Source organism: Staphylococcus argensis (genome assembly GCF_002902305.1).
GTDB classification, from domain to species: domain Bacteria; phylum Bacillota; class Bacilli; order Staphylococcales; family Staphylococcaceae; genus Staphylococcus; species Staphylococcus argensis.
Genome location: NZ_PPPX01000001.1, coordinates 98,787 through 115,141, shown reverse-complemented (window position 1 = coordinate 115,141; position 16,355 = coordinate 98,787). Strand labels below are relative to the sequence as shown.

Annotated in this window: 15 protein-coding genes; 3 read left to right on the top strand and 12 right to left on the bottom strand. The window is 40.7% G+C overall.

Annotation, left to right across the window (positions count from 1 at the left end):
* Nucleotides 1–43: 43 nt before the first annotated feature.
* The 11 genes from CD039_RS00570 to pta form a co-directional block, all read right to left on the bottom strand.
* Nucleotides 44–550: a YwhD family protein gene (locus tag CD039_RS00570; protein ID WP_002472563.1), complete on the bottom strand. Its 507-nt coding sequence runs from the start codon at nucleotides 548–550 to the stop codon at nucleotides 44–46.
* A 139-nt stretch (nucleotides 551–689) separates the two neighbouring features.
* Entirely contained in the window at nucleotides 690–1,988 is a 1,299-nt protein-coding gene (locus CD039_RS00565; protein ID WP_103370701.1) for an HD domain-containing protein, read from the bottom strand.
* Between the two features lie 16 nt (nucleotides 1,989–2,004).
* A complete protein-coding gene (locus tag CD039_RS00560) occupies nucleotides 2,005–2,487 on the bottom strand; it encodes a GNAT family N-acetyltransferase (protein ID WP_002472542.1) in 483 nt (160 codons plus the stop codon).
* A gap of 314 nt (nucleotides 2,488–2,801) precedes the next feature.
* Nucleotides 2,802–3,344: a flavodoxin family protein gene (locus CD039_RS00555; protein ID WP_103370700.1), complete on the bottom strand. Its 543-nt coding sequence runs from the start codon at nucleotides 3,342–3,344 to the stop codon at nucleotides 2,802–2,804.
* 166 nt (nucleotides 3,345–3,510) lie between these two features.
* On the bottom strand, nucleotides 3,511–4,446 hold the full coding sequence (locus CD039_RS00550; protein ID WP_103370699.1) for an aldo/keto reductase: 936 nt from the start codon (nucleotides 4,444–4,446) through the stop codon (nucleotides 3,511–3,513).
* 273 nt (nucleotides 4,447–4,719) lie between these two features.
* Nucleotides 4,720–5,064 carry a YuzB family protein gene (locus tag CD039_RS00545; RefSeq protein WP_103370698.1) on the bottom strand — a complete coding sequence of 115 codons (345 nt, stop codon included), beginning with the start codon at nucleotides 5,062–5,064 and terminating at the stop codon, nucleotides 4,720–4,722.
* Nucleotides 5,065–5,364: 300 nt separating this feature from the next.
* The gene (locus CD039_RS00540) at nucleotides 5,365–6,441 is read right to left on the bottom strand and encodes a phosphomevalonate kinase (RefSeq protein WP_103370697.1); all 1,077 of its coding nucleotides are present in this window, start codon (nucleotides 6,439–6,441) and stop codon (nucleotides 5,365–5,367) included.
* A gap of 12 nt (nucleotides 6,442–6,453) precedes the next feature.
* Nucleotides 6,454–7,437 carry a diphosphomevalonate decarboxylase gene (gene mvaD, locus CD039_RS00535; RefSeq protein ID WP_103370696.1) on the bottom strand — a complete coding sequence of 328 codons (984 nt, stop codon included), beginning with the start codon at nucleotides 7,435–7,437 and terminating at the stop codon, nucleotides 6,454–6,456.
* A gap of 3 nt (nucleotides 7,438–7,440) precedes the next feature.
* Nucleotides 7,441–8,364: a mevalonate kinase gene (gene mvk, locus CD039_RS00530; protein ID WP_103370695.1), complete on the bottom strand. Its 924-nt coding sequence runs from the start codon at nucleotides 8,362–8,364 to the stop codon at nucleotides 7,441–7,443.
* 1,025 nt (nucleotides 8,365–9,389) lie between these two features.
* Nucleotides 9,390–10,223, bottom strand: coding sequence for a lipoate--protein ligase family protein (locus CD039_RS00525; RefSeq protein ID WP_103370694.1), 834 nt, complete (start codon nucleotides 10,221–10,223; stop codon nucleotides 9,390–9,392).
* The gene (pta, locus tag CD039_RS00520; RefSeq protein ID WP_103370693.1) at nucleotides 10,223–11,209 is read right to left on the bottom strand and encodes a phosphate acetyltransferase; all 987 of its coding nucleotides are present in this window, start codon (nucleotides 11,207–11,209) and stop codon (nucleotides 10,223–10,225) included. The genes CD039_RS00525 and pta overlap by 1 nt, the downstream gene beginning before the upstream one ends.
* A 194-nt stretch (nucleotides 11,210–11,403) precedes the next feature.
* Here pta and hemQ point away from each other — a divergent pair, with 194 nt between their 5' ends.
* The 3 genes from hemQ to CD039_RS00505 all read left to right on the top strand — a co-directional run bounded on the left by hemQ (nucleotide 11,404) and on the right by CD039_RS00505 (nucleotide 14,540).
* Nucleotides 11,404–12,153, top strand: a complete 750-nt coding sequence (gene hemQ / locus CD039_RS00515) for a hydrogen peroxide-dependent heme synthase (protein ID WP_103370692.1) — start codon at nucleotides 11,404–11,406, stop codon at nucleotides 12,151–12,153.
* Nucleotides 12,154–13,295: 1,142 nt separating this feature from the next.
* A complete protein-coding gene (locus tag CD039_RS00510; protein WP_002472601.1) occupies nucleotides 13,296–14,069 on the top strand; it encodes a threonine/serine exporter family protein in 774 nt (257 codons plus the stop codon).
* Nucleotides 14,070–14,087: 18 nt separating this feature from the next.
* Complete coding sequence (locus CD039_RS00505) at nucleotides 14,088–14,540, top strand: threonine/serine exporter family protein (protein ID WP_103370691.1); 453 nt, start codon at nucleotides 14,088–14,090, stop codon at nucleotides 14,538–14,540.
* Nucleotides 14,541–14,718: 178 nt separating this feature from the next.
* Here CD039_RS00505 and CD039_RS00500 read toward each other — a convergent pair whose 3' ends face one another.
* Complete coding sequence (locus CD039_RS00500; RefSeq protein ID WP_103370690.1) at nucleotides 14,719–16,125, bottom strand: DHA2 family efflux MFS transporter permease subunit; 1,407 nt, start codon at nucleotides 16,123–16,125, stop codon at nucleotides 14,719–14,721.
* Between the last annotated feature and the right edge of the window lie 230 nt (nucleotides 16,126–16,355).

Below are 16,355 nucleotides of genomic sequence, written 5' to 3'. Positions count from 1 at the left end.
CGTTCACCCTCACTCTTATAGTCTCGTCGCCTTCACTGTCTGCTTAGTCAAAGGCTTGATGTAACTCATCTTTAGAGTTTGCCCACATTTCTGGGTTATGTTCTTGTAAAAATGCTTTGAGAATCGCTTTGTTCTCTTCGCCAATTTGATCAATAACGATATGATGTTTCATCGATTTATCCATCATATTCACGTGTTCAGGCATACTCTTATATCCACGACGGATACTCTTATTGACTAAGAGGTAGCACGCTGTCAAGCCTGCGTAATAAGGCCCTTGCTCGCTACGTTCAGTTGTTACCCAACATAGCCAATATGGTTTCGCTTCGTCGCCTTCAACCGTTTCTTTATCGTTAATCCATTTAACACCTTTTTCAACTTCGGCGCGGGCATGCATACCACCAATGTCGATAAACGCTTCTTTATTCAACACATCGATAAAGACTGGTGCGACGTTATCTAAACTAATAGAACCGATATTTGTTCCTTTATGACCATCTAGTGGGTCATTTTTAATAATATTGAACTTGAACCCTTTCTTGTTTGCCATCTTCTTCCACCTCCGCATCAATTTTTTACATTCTATATCACTAATGACTTATACTTTCATAATCACTGTAATTCGCCGTTTATACGTTGAAGTCACAACGTTACTATATTAAAACATCTGAGCGCTCGGATTCAATAGTTTAATTTAACTCATTTAACAAACCGATAATGGCGTTTCGTACCTCATCATCTTCAATATTTGCAATAAGTTCTTTAGGATAATACAGCTTATAATCTTCTCGATTGATTCCTGTAATGCTTGAGATCACAAGTGACTGACTACTAATTTCTCTAATCTTGCCATTGCGTCGTAATAAGTGAATCGGTTGGCGGTTAGAACCTGGTCGGTCATAGTCATAAGGTAAATCAGAGAATGATTCACTCACAAAGTAATAATTCGGATCGATACCACCTTGAATAAATAAATCCGTCAGCTCTGTAATCGTAATGATCGAACCATCAAACGGCATATATTTAAAGAGATCACGATTGATAAATCGACGTGACAAATCACTGAGAATCGGATCGCTTTCATGAATCCATTTTTTCAAGTAATACACGACGACCGCTTCATCCAAATCCACATATTCCTGGATGGTCATTTCATTTTTAAAAAATGGGATAAAATCCGTTGGTGTCATTGTAAATTGATAACCTTCGTCATACAATTGTTTCGCCCGTCGCAAGCAATTGTTCAATAACACTTCTCCACCACGACTCACAGGATGGAAATAAATTTGCCAGTACATTTGGTAACGACTCATGATGAAACTTTCAACAGCATGCATACCGCTCTCTTTGATCAAGACCTCATCTTTGGAAGGTCGCATCAGACGCAGTATACGTTCCATATCAAACTGACCATACGACACCCCTGTAAAGTAAGCATCGCGCTGTAAATAATCCATGCGATCCGCATCAATCTGAGAAGAAATCATTGAGATGACCAATTTATTGTCATGCGTCTTGTTGATGACATCAGCCACCTCTTGCGGGAAGTCAGCGTCGACGCGACTCAACACTTCGTTCACCTCTGTATCACCCGTGATAATCGCTTGAGTAAACGCTTCGTGGTCCGTACCAAAGATCTTCTCAAAGCTATGTGAGAATGGACCGTGACCCAAATCATGTAACAGAGCAGCACATAACGCTAATGGACGATCTGCGTTGTCCCAAGCCTCTCTACCGAAGAACGACTCGTCAATCATACGGCGTACGATTTCATAGACGCCCAACGAGTGACCGAAACGGCTGTGCTCAGCAGTGTGGAAAGACAAGTACAATGTGCCTAGTTGTTTAATTCGGCGTAACCGTTGAAACTCTTTCGTCTTAATTAAATCCCATATCAATTGGTCTTTCACGTGAATATAGCGATGGATTGGATCTTTAAACACTTTCTCTTCCGGCAACTGTTTGAAAGCATAAGTCGATTGTGTCAAATTGGTCCTCCTTCTATCAATGCGTTAAAGTCTTACGTAGCAGTGCGAGCTCCATGAGTTCTCCGTACATCGTATGTTGATAGACGCGCACTTGCTCAAAGCCTTGGTTCAGGTAAAAGTTCACGGCATCTTTATTTCTGCAATCTACTTCTACATATAACGTATCATAGCGCTGACGATAAGTATCGAGACCCGCTTGTAATAACGCGCCTCCGTGTCCATGATGTTGGTATGCAGGACGGACGTAATGCGCAGATAAGTACAACTCTTTGCCATGAATGAAATTCGCAAACGCGATGATCTGATCATCTTCTTCAATCACTAAGAAGAGTTGATCTTCGAGACGTTGAAGTAAGTTATGTTCGTTGTAAGATGCTTCTAGGAACGCATTCACCGTCGTAGCTGCATAAATATTGAGGTATGTATTATACCAAGCTTTCGTTGCTACATCTCTGATTCCTTGAACATCAGCTTGAGTGGCTTCTCTCACGTTAGTCATATCGTCGCACACCCCTTCGTTGATAAATTTATGAATAGACACATTATATCACAAATTGCCGTTCTACTATATGACCGCCCTTTTGACGTATAAAAAGGGAGCAGGACAGAAATCTATGATTTCGTCGTCCTGCCCCCGCGAGGATGACTAGAATTTGAAAAAAGTGAAACGCCTTTTCAAATTCAGTGAGCTACCGCGTAGTTCTTAAGTGAGCTTTAATAAACTTAGCCATCCACTTTCCACGTATGCGTATTACTTTTTTTTACATCCTTAACGGCTAAGCGTGCTTTACACTTAATCATCTAGCCCACCGTCTATTGCCCTTTCAACTCATCATTCCAACGCGCAGCATGATCTAGGGCATAGCGGTCGTTATAAATATCACCAGGTCTCTCTGCAGAGCCGATGATAGAGTCTGAAAGTCGTGCACCTAGGAACTCCAAGCTATACTCAATCTGTTTCAGGCATGGCTTTCCTTTAACTTGCGGACAGTCGCCACCTACGATTACGAGTCGGAAATCAATCTCAGCTAATCGTTCTTTAAAGTGAGCATAGTCCGGATCTTCGAGTGTCTCTGACCAATGATCGATAAAGGCTTTCAACGAGGCAGAAACGCTATACCAATAGATTGGCGACGCAAAGATGACGATATCACTCTCTAGCATCTGATCGATGACCGCTTTATAATCATCTCGATAGTCACGAATCTCGCTATCCTCATGTCTAACATCTCTCACTGGATCGAAACGATACTCCGTTAAATCAATCCACGTATGTTCGACGCCTTCCAGCGCTTGTTTCGTCAAAGTCGCCGTGTTCCCTTCTGGACGACTTCCTCCAAATAGTACAGTAATCACTTCACATCCCCCTTTCTCCGATATTTGTCTTGCTTTCCGCTTCTAAAGTTAAAATGCGTAACATCATTCCAGAGTCATGTATTGCAGTTACCATCTCACTCATCTTTGAACTTATGATTAACAGGAAACATACGCACATCTTTATCATTACGCTATTTCGCGCCAGTTATTTTACTGGAAATAGCTCATCAATATAGCGAATTTCTTCGTCTGTTAATTCAACTTCTAACGTCTTCAAGTTATCTACGACTTGAGTCGATTGTTTCGCTCCAGGAATAATAACGTCTATAGATGGACGAGTGAGATAGAACGCAAGTACGATGTGCGCTACCTCTACATCGTGATTGTCAGCAATTTCACGTAACTGATCTACCTTTTTAAGATTCTCTTTAAAACGCTCACCTTGGAAATCAGGATTTTTCGCACGTAAGTCATCAAAGGTACTATTCTCATTATATTTACCAGCTAGTAAGCCTGAAGCTAATGGGAAATACGGGATAAACGTAATATTGTGTTCAGTCGTATAATCTAGGTAAGCTTCATTTTGACGATTGAGTAAGTTGTATTCTAATTGCACAACATCTACGTCGCCGTTTTTATTCGCTTCTTTCAATTGTTCAAGACTAAAGTTAGAGACACCAATCGCTTTAATCTTGCCTTGATCTTTCAGTTCTTTTAAAGCAGCTACCGCTTCATCTTTAGGTGTGTCTTCGTCTGGGAAATGAATATAATATAAATCAATGTAATCTTCTTGTAGACGTTCAAGACTCTCTTCAACTTGTTGTTTCAAGAATTCTGGGTCATTTGAATAATGTTCATTGCCTTCGTCATCGAAATAGTGCGCACCTTTCGTCGCTATCGCATAATCTTCGCGTGGAAATTCTTTCACTGTCTCGCCTACGAGTTCTTCTGAACGTCTCGGTCCATAAATAAAGGCTGTATCAAGCAAATTTAAGCCGTTACGAATTGCCGTACGTACGACCTCTTTACCTTGTTCTTCATCTAAATTGTTATATAAATTGTGTCCACCTACAGCATTCGTTCCTAATGCGATGGGGTGTACATATACGTCTGAGTGTCTTAATCTTACTTTGTCCGTCATCTTGTCATCTCCTTTAATCTTTGTATTACCTTATTCCCCTCTATTTAATCATAGGAAAGCATGTGGGGCTGGAACAAAATTAAAATTTAGTTTAAGCTTGCTTTTGATTTATTTAATAAGCTAATTCACATTAATGTCCCAGACTCTAGTTAACCGGGATTTATAGCGATGCTCGTTTCTCCTTTTAAATCGAAAGGATATATAATACAGCACGAAAAAAGCGTGAGACGTATCATTCCTCAGAATGCTCATCCGTCTTCACGCTACATCAACTTATACTTTTGATTTTTTACGTTGTGCTAACTTTTCCTTTAACTTACGATCTTGTTCTTCTTTACGACGTTTACGTTGTTCATGGCGTTGACGCAAACGCTCTTCCTCTTCTGGGTCACGAGGTTTCTGTAATTGCTTTTCAACTTTCTCCATGAGTTCATCCTCAGAGTGTGCAGCAAGCGGCCGGTTATTCACAAAGGCAAAGGTCTTTCTACGTCCTGGTCCACAGTACGATTGACAGCCAATGTCAATTTCCGCTTCCGGATCCAACTTTTTCAATTTACGTTCAAGCGACTTACAATTCACAGCCTGACAATCATCACAGATCATAAATTTATTTTGCAAACGTCTCACCTCATTCCCATTTAAACTCATATCCGTTATTTGCATATCCATCATAATACCAAATGTGTAGTTACGCTAGTACCACAGCTCATACTACTGGTAAAATGCACCTTCGTCTACACCGCTATTTCGCCTTTTAACAAAAAGACAGACTACAAAATTAAAATCCAGGCCGTTAACGCAACGCCTTGACGCTCAGGCACTAACGCACGCTGGATAAGGAATCCAATCATATACCTTCATCCGCTACACGGACTGAAGCTATATCATTCGATTATAATTATATTCATACAATTCATCTTATTGACCATGATAAATATTAAATTCTAACGGTTTCACGCCGTTTTGAAGCCATTCGTCATAAATGGCTTGCTTATCGCATTCATTATTGATAATCGTGATCCCACAATCACCGCCACCAGCACCAGAAGTTTTCGAAGCGCCGCCATGCTTTTCACCAATTTCACAAAGTGTCTTCAATGTCGGTGTCTCAATATCCACTGTCGCTTCAGCATCCATTTGTTGGATAATCGTACGATTCAAGCGAACCATCTGCTGTACGCCTTTCAAGTGGTTCGTCTTAAACGCATGAATCAATTTCTCAACACACGCATGAGACTGTTCAAGGAAGCGACCATAGAAAGAAGGATCCGATTTCAAACGTTTCACTTCACTCACTAAATGTGGCGACGAAGCTGGTGAACCTGTCCACCCGATGAGAATTTCCATATTCTCAGGCGCTTGTAAAGGTTCGATGTGTAAACCTGGCCAGTTCTTCTTCAATACTTCGTTTACTGATGTTTCTTCGATTTGCTGTTTCACCCATTCGTGATCAAAGGTACTGTATGCGAGCCAACCTGTGTAAACACTCACTGCGATATCACCGCATGAACTTAAACTTTGTAACTTCATGTTCGCGATGACAGCTAATTTATAAATAAACAAGTTAGATAGATTCAGTTGATAGAATTCATTCAACGCTTTGACTACCGAAACAAGTACAGCCGCGCTCGAACCGAGACCATACTTATGTCCAGAAGCATCGTCCAGATTGCTATCGATAGTTAAGTGGAAGTGCTTTAATTCCATACCTTTATTACGCGCATATTGCTCAAAGACTTCGATGGCTGTAATCACATACTTTAACTGTTTAGCCGCATGCAAGTCCGAGACGACGATTTGATCTTCATTTCTTTTAAAGTTCACCGGTTCGTGATGTAACGCTTTGGAGTGGATTGACCCTTGTGCCACTTCGGAATCCTCAATCGTTGCAGTGACAAAGCGGTCTACAGCTATCAATATAGACTTGTATCCAGGTTCAGTGACTGCGTATTCTCCTGCAATGTACAATTTACCTGGCGCTTTCGTTTCAATCATGATATCTCTTCCTTACTCAATAATTTCCACACCTGAACGTGTAATATCGCTCGTAATAATCTTCTCTTTATCGAAATGTTGATGTAACGCGTCGACTACGGCGTCCACATTTTCCTTTTCCACTAAAATCTTAACATTAGGCCCTGCGTCCATCGTGAAGTAGCACAAATGACCCTGCTCACGGCACTCATGTACCACCTGCATCGCTTGATAACTTTCCGGAACTAAATACGTAAATGGCGGTTCTGCACCGAGATTCGTCGCATGCATACGTAAACCGTTCGCCTCAATCACTTCACCTAAATGTTTGAAATCCTTCTCACCAATCGCACGTTTCACTTCAGCAATATCCTCATCAACATGGTCAAGCCAATACTGGTAAAAACGTGATGTTTGTCGTGTCAATGACATGCCTGCACGACTCGAAACACTCTTCGATTGGTCGTTAATCACGACGAAGATCATCGCTAAGTCATCTTCCCAGTTGTCAGTTTCTACGGGATGACTATATGAAGTCTGATCATCTGTGCCCTTTTCCCACTCAACGAATCCGCCAAAGATACTACGGGAAGCTGATCCTGAACCACGGCGGGCAAGCCGTGATAAGTCTTTCGGTGATAATTGAAGGTGTAACGCCTCATCACAAGCGGCTGCTAAGGCTGCGTAAGCACTCGCAGAAGATGCGAGTCCAGCTGCGGTCGGCACGAAATTCTCACTTTCGATTAGCGCATAATCTGATGTTTGGCCTTTCTCACGTACGATATCCATAAAGCGACGAATCTTAACGCTTTCTTTGTCGCTCACTTCTTCACCGTTCAAGATCAACACATCTTTATCGTACGTCTCGCTGAACGTCACTTTCGTTTCAGTGTAGAAGCGATCTAAAGCAACAGAAAGACTGTTATTCATCGGGATAATCTCTTCTTCGTTCGCTTTACCCCAGTATTTAATTAACGCAATATTTGTATGAGCTCGTGCTTTCCCGCTTGTAGCCACGTTCTAACCTCCTAAGTATTCAATCCATGTATGATGCGCACCTAAATGTTCTGCACTCTCAGTAATCTTTTGCGCAGTTTCTTTATCTTCAGCTAAGACAATCATACTGCCACCTCGGCCGCCACCTGTTAATTTACCGGCTGTAGCGCCATGTTGGTGACTCGCTTCTAAGAGCATTTCAATCTTATCGTGACTGACCGTTAATTCGCGCAAATGTTTCTGACCTTCATTAAAGACATTCGCCAATTTACGGAAGTCATGTTGTTCAATCGCTTCAGAAGCTTGATATGTAAGTTCGCCTAAACGTTCAACGCAAGCCATGTAGTGCGCATCTGATTCACACAAACGATGAACATCTTCGACCGCTTGTTTCGTTGAACCTTTGATACCTGTATCAATCACTACCATATAAGCATGAATATCTAGCGGTTTCAGTCTCTCAACCTTACCTTGTTTAAACCAGACAGGCTGATTTGAAACAATCGTCTGCGTATCAATACCGCTCGGTTTACCATGCGCAATACGCTCTGCCCAGTTCGCTTCTTCAATTAGCTGCTCATCCGATAATGGACGTTCCAAATAATCATAACTTGCCCGCACGAAAGCAACCGCCATCGCTGCGCTGGATCCTAGCCCGCGTGATGGTGGCAAGTTTGTCTCAAAGACGACATGTATCGGATTGTCGATATGATATTTCTCAATGAAACGTGTCACTACAGCTTTAATGTGTTCCGGAGCATAGTCTAAATCGCCCTCGTAAACATCGCTCGTAATACTTGAAACATGATCTTCATCTAAAGCAGTGATAGATGCTTTCACTCGTCCAGTAGTGAAAGGTATCGCTATGGCCGGCTGACCAAATGTCACCGCATGTTCACCTATGAGTATTACCTTTCCATTCGCTTCCCCAATTCCACGTTGAGTCATAATTTATCACCTTTAATTTTAACAGTTAAATACGCATTCTATCTGCACAATGCTCACGATTAATTTAGCGATTCAAGTCTGTTTCTCTGCCCGGACTCTCGTTAAAAGTGAGCGTTCAATCTCGATGTTCAAAGTCAATCTGTCACGATTGAATCCATTAGTTATGTGCGTGCTTCATCTTCAATTGATATGTAACATTAACGCCACTCTCGTTATACCCACACCTGTGACGTAATCTGTCGTTCAAACATTCCGATGAAGCGAGCAAAAAAATTTCTCAAATGAAACTTAAGTATTTCACAAATTCGTGATAATTATATCAGTCTTAAGACTTAATTACCCGACTTCGACACACTTTTACTCATATTTTCTCAAATAATTTTGAGACCAGCTACTAATTATATAGATTACGTTCTTATTATAAAACGCAACTCTCATATAATCAAAGCGTAAAATTAAAAAGAAGTAAAATTGATGTCCCACTTCTCAATATCCGTAGTTATCTTATCACGAAGTCCACCTTGAAAGCGACTGCTCCCCTTCTCATCTATCTGCGCGGTAGATGTCTAATGCTTCCCTTTTCTTGAACTCTAGTCATCTTCGAAGGGGGAAGGACGGCGAGACTGGGATAAATAATAAAAACTTTCTAATTTTCAATGTTATAACTCTCGCTTGCTTGGGAGAAGTACAGAAATCTGTGATTTCGTAGTACTTCCCCCGGAAAGTTGTCTAGAATTTGAGAGAGCGATAGCCATCTCGAATTCAGACAACTACTGCGTAGGACCACACTCAACTAATTCTTTTCGCTCAAAGAGCTCGAAGAATGGATTTTCGTTGTGGTCTAGTTCCATCAAGCGTCTCGAGTACACATTGAAAATTTACTTATAGCTAATTATAATCGTGATTTTTTATTTATTTCATAATTAATTACCTTTGTCTGTACCAGTCTCTTCAATACGTCTTTTTCTTTGACTTATGCAATAGAAAGACCCTCCAAAGCGATTGACTTTGAAGGGTCTAAGAACTTAAACACGTCGATTAATCTTCTCATTGCGTTGAATCATTTTATCAAAATAACCATCATAACGTTGCCACTCATCTTCAGTAATAGGATCCATGTTTAACGTACTACCTAAATCTTTCAAAGCATATAATAATTTGAACATCACATCTTGAACGGTCATCTCATGTTGGAATAGCTCTTCAAGCGACGCCATGCAACTCGGCCACACATCAGGATAGGTAAACTTCGTTGTGGTTCCTTGCAACGCTCGATCGTAGAATTCACGCATCATCGCTGCACGTTCACTACCTGAACCTTCCACACATAAATAAACTTGAACAGCAATACCTCCACGTACACGACGTTGAGATATACCTGCAAATTTCTGTCCATTGATACTGAGATCAAATTTGCCAGGACAGTAGGAATGGGTGATCTCACGTGTTTCAATTTCGACGTCTTCATCTTCAAACATTTTACTGACCAATAAGTACATCACTGTAAAGGCTTCATCAATTGTCGTTTCGGTCTTTCCTTTGAAGATGAGTGAAATATTTAACACGCCTTGATCAAGCACCACGCCTAAACCGCCTGAATTGCGCACTATCGCGTTGAAACCTTGCTCGTCCGTCAAGTAACGAATACCGTCGTTCAGAAATGGCAAACGTGAATCATGAATACCTAAGATGACGGTATGTTGATGGACCCAAGTACGAACCACGTTGCAGGACAGGTCCTTACCGACGCTTTCAGATAAAGTGTCATCAAACGCAAAGGACTGCATAGGCGCTAATCCTGTAGAGTGATCGACGTAGCGCCATTCAATCCCACTGAAATACTTACTCGTTAAGTCCATTATTGTAACGCTTGCGCTGCAGTGATGATGGATAAGTTGTAAACGTCTTCTGTTGAGCAACCACGTGATAAGTCATTCACAGGAGAGTTGAGACCTTGAAGTACTGGCCCTACTGCATCATAGCCACCTAAACGTTGCGCAATCTTGTAGCCGATGTTACCTGCTTCTAAGCTTGGGAATACGAAGACGTTCGCATCACCTTGTAACTTCGCATCTGGTGCTTTCTTCTGAGCAACTTCTGGCATAATCGCTGCATCGAATTGGAATTCTCCATCAATCACTACGTCGTCCATTTGTTCTGAGGCAATCTTCTCTTGAGCCATTTGAACGGCTGTAGATACTTTCTCCACATCGTCAGACTTCGCTGAACCTTTCGTAGAGAAGCTCAACATAGCGATACGTGGTTCCATACCGAATGATTTCGCAGATTTCGCACTTTCTACTGCAATTTCAGCTAAATCTGGCGCTTCTAAAGTTGGGTTGATCGCACAATCTCCGAAGATATATTGTTTGTCATCTTTAATCATGAAGAAGATACCAGACGTCTTAGACACGCCCTCTTTCGTCTTGATGATTTGTAGCGCTGGTCTTACTGTGTTACCAGTTGAATGTGCGGCACCACTCACGAGACCTTCAGCTTTGCCTTTATACACGAGCATTGTGCCGAAGTAGTTCACATCTTTCAATTGCTCTTTCGCGTCTTCTTCCGTCGCTTTGCCTTTACGACGTTCAACGAATGCAGACACGAGCTCATCTTTCAATTCACTGTTCTCTGGGTCAATCAGTTCGATATCTGAAATATCCAAACCTTTGTCGTCTGCTAGCGCTTGTACTTTCTCTTTATTTCCTAATAGGATTGGTGATACATAGTCTGTCTTGTGTAACTGTGTTGCGGCTGTAAGTACACGTTCGTCTTCCCCTTCAGGCAAGACAATCTTGATATTCTTTCCTGATAGCTTATCTTGTAACACATTTAATAAAGTCATGGTATGTCCCCCTTAGTGAATCTTCACATATTTATCTTTAGTTTCTATTATACGCAAGATATTTTTAAAATGCTATTATCCTTTGAAGTTCATATAATCGTCAGAATTAAGCCGAACTATTGTTTATGAAAGCGCCATAATATGTGATAAAATCTGTAAGTGAAACGATAACTTGATTAAAGGAGTGATCATCTATGCCACAAGCACCAGAAACATTAGATGGTTGGTATAGCTTACACTTATTCTACGCGGTAGATTGGACGACTTTCCGTCTCCTATCTGAAGAAGATCGTAACGAGTTAATTGACGAATTACGTTCATTCTTAGCGAAACACGAATCTGCAAGAGAAAACAATGCTGGAGATCACGCATTTTACAATATCACAGGTCAAAAAGCTGACATCTTACTATGGGTACTACGCCCAGAAATGAAAGATCTCAACACAGTAGAGAATGAATTCAACAAATTGAAGATTACTGACTACCTCATTCCTACGTACTCTTATGTATCTGTCATCGAATTAGGTAACTACTTACACACTAATCCTGATGAAGATCCATATGAGAACCCACACATCAAACCACGTCTTTATCCTGAATTACCACATGCAGAATATATCTGTTTCTACCCAATGGATAAACGTCGTAACGAAACTTACAACTGGTACATGTTACCAATGGTGAAACGTTCAGAGTTGATGTATGCGCACGGTAAGATCGGCCGTAGCTATGCTGGTAAGATCAAACAGTTTATCACAGGCTCTATCGGTTTCGACGATCATGAATGGGGCGTGACACTCTTCGCAGACGACCCACTTCAATTCAAGAAGATTGTTTACGATATGCGCTTTGACGAAACAACTGCACGCTATGGCGACTTCGGTAGTTTCTTCGTAGGTCATATCGTTGAGAAAGAAGATTTACAAGACTTCTTATCTATTTAAAGTTGAATAAGATATTTTATTGCGGAAGCTCAAGGTAGTGTGTTGCCTTGGGCTTTTTCTGTGGCAGATGACTTGGGTTCGTCACTTCCTGATATGTATAAAATGTGGGAGTTATGAGCATGAAGAAATTGATATGTAAGAGGATTTCCAGAAATTCCTATCATAATAGTCAAAAAAGTGGCGTACTTCTTAGTCGAAATACGCCACTTCGTAGTGTTTGGGAGAACTTTATCCACTACTAATTCATAGATTAACTGCCTTATATTGTCGCTACCCAATATGCTGGAACAGTTAACTATTACTATAATAACCATTCTAAAATTTTCAAAACATTTTTAATCTAAATGTTAGTGTAATAATACCTTTATATTAATCGTATTCACATCTATAATAAAGTTGTCCTACAACTTAATGACATTTGACTAAAACGTGTTACAATAAGTGTACTTTAAATAACTCTAATTAATAGAGAGACTGATAAGATAATATTCTATTAAACTTCGTTTTTGTGTAGCTATTCTCCTGGAAATCTGACTAGAGATCGAGAAAACGAGGGCGCCTCGAATTCAAACAGCTACTACGTAGAACCACACTCAACTAATGAGTCTGAGATATACCAAAAGTTATTTAATTTTCAATGCAATGACTCTCGCTTGCTTATGGGACCACACTCAACTAATTCTTTTCGCTCATAGAGCTCAAAGAATGGATTTTCGTTGTGGTCTTAGCTCCATCAAGCGTCTCGAGTCGACATTGAAAATATACTTAAGATTCATTTTTAAGCGTGATTTTTATTTATCTCAAACACTTATTTTTGTTAATATTCTAGACTCATGTATTTTTCGCTGTGCCCTTGATTCTTCAAGCGTGTCGAATAGCCTACAAAAACGAATATAAAATACGTTATTCACTCATAATTTGAAGACATATTTTAGATGAATTAGTCTAATTAAGATTAAGCAGTTATACTTATTTAAGTAAATGTAAGGATTCACAATAATCTAAACTATTTTATATTTAGCTAACTTCTTCATTAATGAAATCTAAAGATTGTTTTCATATCAAGTAATAATCTTACGCTTAATTCATCAAGATTTTAGCTCTAATATTTTAATCAATAAATACTAACACTGGTGATAAGAATGACACATCAACAACCTATTCATACTAATGTAGACGAACGTCGTGTAAAAGACGTAGCTGTCTTAGCTGGCCGCATCTTGTTGGAATCCGGCGCTGAAGGAACACGCGTCGAAGATACGATGAGTCGTATCGCAGCGAGTGCAGGCTATACCGAAAGCAATAGTTTCGTCACGAACACAGTAATCAACTTTATGTTACATAATGAAACAAATCCACGTATTTTCCGAATCAAGACCCGCGATACGAACCTGTTCCGTATTTCACGCACGAATGAAGTTTCGCGCCAAATTACGAAGGGCATATTATCGCTCGATGAAGCTTATGAAGAACTGAAATATATTTACAATGAACAAAGCATTCGTCACGATTTAATCTTTAAATTTATCGCAGCGGCGATTATTTCTATCAGCTTCCTCTATCTACAAGGAGGTCATTTGGTAGATATTTTCACCGCACTCATCGCAGGTTCTATTGGCTATATTGTCGTTGAAATTCTAGACCGTAAACTCCATGCGAAATTCATTCCAGAGTTCATCGGTTCTCTAGTTATTGGTCTACTTGCCGTCTTCGGCCACTATTTGATTCCCGGTGGTTCCATACCAGAAATTATCATCGCAGCCGTGATGCCGATTGTTCCTGGAGTCTTGATTACTAACGCGATTCAAGATCTCTTTGGTGGACACATGTTAACTTTCACGACGAAATCTTTAGAGGCGCTCGTCACTGCCTTTGGTATCGGTGCTGGCGTCGGTTCAATCTTGATTATTTTTTAACTTTGAGGAGTATCTCATATGTTCTGGATATTAAACTTTATTTTTAGTTATTTAGCTTCATTATTTTTCTGTGTCATATTCGATGCACCGAAACGTTTGTATTATAGTGCAGGCTTCGTCGGCGCTTGTGGGTGGATGGTCTACGCCCTGTTCTATCACGGTTTCGAACTTCACACGATTTATGCAAGCTTCTTTGGCAGTCTCGTGCTCGGTCTGTTGAGTCATGTGATGGCACGTTACAAGAAAGAACCTGTCATTATCTTTATGGTGCCAGGTATCATTCCACTCGTGCCAGGTGGTTTAGCATATGATGCGACGAAGAACTTGATTCTGCTCAACTTTAGTAAAGCGATCAACACGATGTTAGAAGTGACGCTTATCGCAGGCGCTATTGCGCTCGGCTTACTGTTCGCAGATCAAATTTCCAAGTTAGTCGTTTCAGGTTTTGTCCGCACACGTAAAAAGATTTAGGGAGTGAGATAGAAATCTTTGATTTCGTTGTCTTGCCCCCGCACAGTTGACTAGCGTTTGAGAAAGCGTCAGCTCTCTCAAATGCAGACAACCACTGCGAATAAGTATATTAAAATTGGCCGCTTCATCGATAAAAGTGATGAGGCGGCCTTTTCATATACATATTAGTTCAAATATTCTACTCGCTCGCTTTCCTTTTACTACTCAAAAAGCAACCAGGAATCAGTAACAGCAACAAGATAACAACAGAAACTAAAAACGCGAGATGATACGCTGTGATTTGATGGCTTAACTGCGTACCGAATTGCGTCACAAACATCGCTACTACGGAAGCCATAACTGCCGAACCAAAGCTTGATCCAATGTTCTCAATCATGTTCACACCTACTCCAGCTGGTGGCAATTGTGAGTCATCCAACGTCACATAGACATCTGTCGTCAACGGCAACATAATACCTCCAACGCAGAGACCACGTATAAATAAGAAGAGGCTTAACCAAACAATTGAGACATGAGGCCCTACGAGTGTAAATGGAATCGTCGCCATAACCGTTAATCCTACGCTCACGAGTACAATAGCTTTGGCACCAATGCGATCAATCCACTTACCGATCATCGGTCGCGTCAATAACATTCCTATCCCTTGAGGCATCAACGCTAAAGCAGCTTGAATCTCAGTATAATGTTTGAACGTCTGAAAGAAGATAGGAAAGATAATCATCGGGCCGAGAATCGCAATATTAGCTAGAAACAGACCTACACCTGCGATAGAGAAATGTTTATCTTTGAACAAGCTTAACGGTAAGACGAGATGCTCTCCTCTGCGTAACCCGTACACGATGTAGCCAAGAATCATTACTAACCCTACTCCAAGACATATCAGCGTAGTTAAATTCATAAATGTCGCTTGATTGGCGGCAGCTGACACTCCATAAATAAATGCGATACTTATTAAAGCGATAAGTGTAATGCCTGTGAGGTCAAAGCGACTTTCGGGCTTAAACGGTTGAAACGACGGTAGAACCTTTAACATAATCGGCGTAATAATCATCGTAATCACGATATTAAGATAGAAGATATACTGCCAACTGAGATAGTGAATGATAAAGCCACCAAGTACGGGTCCAAAGATAGGCCCAAGTATCATTGGCGTGCTCACGATAGCCATGACTTTACCAATATGCTCACGTCCAGCGACTTTCACTAATAACGTCGACATCAACGTAGTGATAACGCCGGCAGAACCACCTTGAATAATTCGGAAGAAGATGAAACTTCCCGCATTCCAACTGAGGCCAACGAATAGTGATGTGACACCAAAGAGAATGACACTACTGATAAACACCTTTTTACTATTAAAACGATTCATCAGCCAACCTGCGAGTGGCACGGTCGTCGCAAGTGCGAGGATATAACCTGTCACGCCCCATTGGATGATATCTAATGACGTATGAAAGTTCGAATTCAATTGCTTAATCGCAATATTAATCATCGTGGAATCTAACATCGGTGCGATGGCAGCGAGCGCAATACTCCAGGCAGCAATCATAATATGTTTAGGAATCACGTCTTTCTGATGAGACATAGATAACCTCCTTAATGTTTCTCAAGAAACAATATATACCCATTTTGTTTCCCAGTCAACAATATTAGAGGTAAAATTTAAACTTTATACAGCTTGTGATACGCAAATGTGTGTCATGCATCGGTCCATCACTGTATAAAGTTGACGCATTGATTCTGATTATAATGTATGGCCTTCTTTAGCAATTTCATGATCTAAATGTGCATCATAACGTTCGAGAAAGCGGAAGA

Excerpts from the sequence above, each read along its gene's own strand:
- CD039_RS00570 (WP_002472563.1), bottom strand. The coding sequence starts at position 550 with ATGGCAAACAAGAAAGGGTTCAAGTTCAATATTATTAAAAATGACCCA.
- CD039_RS00560 (WP_002472542.1), bottom strand. The coding sequence starts at position 2,487 with ATGACTAACGTGAGAGAAGCCACTCAAGCTGATGTTCAAGGAATCAGA.
- CD039_RS00550 (WP_103370699.1), bottom strand. The coding sequence starts at position 4,446 with ATGACGGACAAAGTAAGATTAAGACACTCAGACGTATATGTACACCCC.
- CD039_RS00540 (WP_103370697.1), bottom strand. The coding sequence starts at position 6,441 with ATGATTGAAACGAAAGCGCCAGGTAAATTGTACATTGCAGGAGAATAC.
- mvk (WP_103370695.1), bottom strand. The coding sequence starts at position 8,364 with ATGACTCAACGTGGAATTGGGGAAGCGAATGGAAAGGTAATACTCATA.
- CD039_RS00525 (WP_103370694.1), bottom strand. The coding sequence starts at position 10,223 with ATGGACTTAACGAGTAAGTATTTCAGTGGGATTGAATGGCGCTACGTC.
- pta (WP_103370693.1), bottom strand. The coding sequence starts at position 11,209 with ATGACTTTATTAAATGTGTTACAAGATAAGCTATCAGGAAAGAATATC.
- hemQ (WP_103370692.1), top strand. The coding sequence starts at position 11,404 with ATGCCACAAGCACCAGAAACATTAGATGGTTGGTATAGCTTACACTTA.
- CD039_RS00510 (WP_002472601.1), top strand. The coding sequence starts at position 13,296 with ATGACACATCAACAACCTATTCATACTAATGTAGACGAACGTCGTGTA.
- CD039_RS00505 (WP_103370691.1), top strand. The coding sequence starts at position 14,088 with ATGTTCTGGATATTAAACTTTATTTTTAGTTATTTAGCTTCATTATTT.
- CD039_RS00500 (WP_103370690.1), bottom strand. The coding sequence starts at position 16,125 with ATGTCTCATCAGAAAGACGTGATTCCTAAACATATTATGATTGCTGCC.